The sequence below is a fragment of the Sporocytophaga myxococcoides DSM 11118 genome (assembly GCF_000426725.1).
Taxonomy (GTDB): domain Bacteria; phylum Bacteroidota; class Bacteroidia; order Cytophagales; family Cytophagaceae; genus Sporocytophaga; species Sporocytophaga myxococcoides.
The window spans coordinates 1-1,573 of sequence record NZ_AUFX01000024.1 but is presented as its reverse complement, the minus strand read 5'-3'; the positions used below and the strand labels follow the sequence as shown (position 1 = coordinate 1,573).

The 1,573-nt window shown below is 40.0% G+C and carries 1 protein-coding gene; it reads right to left on the bottom strand.

Features of this window, described 5'->3' with window-relative positions; all coding sequences use genetic code 11:
• Positions 1-1,573: hypothetical protein (locus tag K350_RS32570; RefSeq protein ID WP_037576385.1), on the bottom strand; the 1,573-nt coding region annotated here is incomplete at both ends.

The following is a 1,573-nucleotide window of genomic DNA, read 5'->3' as shown; positions in this document are numbered from 1 at the left end:
GTACCATAAAGCATAAGGCCTGCATTTATCTGATTGCCTAGTATATCTACAATTGACCAGCTATAATCATCTTTAAGCACTCCGTCAAATTTAACCATCAGATCATGCGATGTTGGATTAGGGCTTAAAGTCAGGTCATTGAAAGAACCCTTTGCAGATGGACTTCCCGGACGGTTGCCATTGTAAAGGTTTGCATATTCGTTCAGCGCAACTGGGATATATTCTGACTGATAAATTTCTTTTGTATCCTCATCCTGCAGGAAGGCTATTATGTAAATATCACTATTAGGTTTTATTGCAGGTTTCCACTTTGTGTTTATCGTTGTTGTTGTCCAAACCGAACTTTTATCAATGCGATGTCCGGCTGAGTTAGGAAGCATTTTACGAAGCACGTTTGTAAATTCTTGTCCATTTCCGGTGACTACCTTTTCAACTATCGCAACTTGTAATACATAGTTTTTAGCATCAATAACAGTAGCTGACTTTTCAATGATCGCTTTTACGGCCAGACTATCTCCCTCAACATTCTTCTCTATCTTAATAATATAAGGAGAGGTAATAAGCGAGCGCTCAAGCAATGACTTCTGTGACCATTGATCATACTCTTTATCATTATTATAGTATATACCATCAAGCACAACTCTTGGTAGCGCTTTGCCTATACCATATAATAATCCTCTGGCACTTGGTTCATAAGGATTCTGTATATTGATTTCATCGTCATCCACGAGGTCAGCCAAGTGGTATTGAATCCTTAAAGCTTGAGGATCGATATAATAATCTTCAGGCTTTTCAATTTTATTCTCATAATCACAGAACTCTTCAACAATGATTTTTCTGTTTCTTTGTCCTACAAAGAAGTTGTCAAATGCAAAGCCATCCATGCCTTGTCCCAGGGTTGTTGTGCCAAGAACAATTCTGAAACGGACACGCTCCCTGTTAATTGGGTCCTTTTCATACAGCTTCAATATTGTATCAAGTCTGTATGCTGATAATGACCACGCTTTGGCAGTGTCAGCTGTCCAGGCCTCATTGCTTCCTCCTGGTGCTCCAAGTACAGAATTCGAATTGTACCAGTTAAGCCCCTCTCCGTCTTTTTCACCTAAAGTGATCCAAGTCTCTTTTCCAAATGCAGTGGTATCACAAAAAGCAAACTGCACAGAGACCCCATCAAATGGGCTGTTCATATTTGCCCATGTATTCATGGAAAGCATGGGAAGTTGTAGATTATGAATATCATAAACAGGGCTTTCTACCCATGACTTTTCTCCTGCTCTGTAACCGCCGCTGTCAGGAACGAAAGTTACCCATGCTGCATTTCCAGGAGTTAACGGCTTAATTTTTTTATTCTTTCCGACAGGAGGAATATTCTGCCAGCTGGATCTGCTTTTGTCATTATAATACTGACCGGTATGGTACCAGCCGTTATTTGCCGCCGGATCAAAAATCTCCTTATCAAATTCATCTGCAAAAACTGTATCAATAGGGAAAATTGGCACATTTAAAGTGGCGGTGTCAGAACAACCCCATTTTGCTGTCGCAATATGTAATACTTTATATGGGTCCTTTTGGA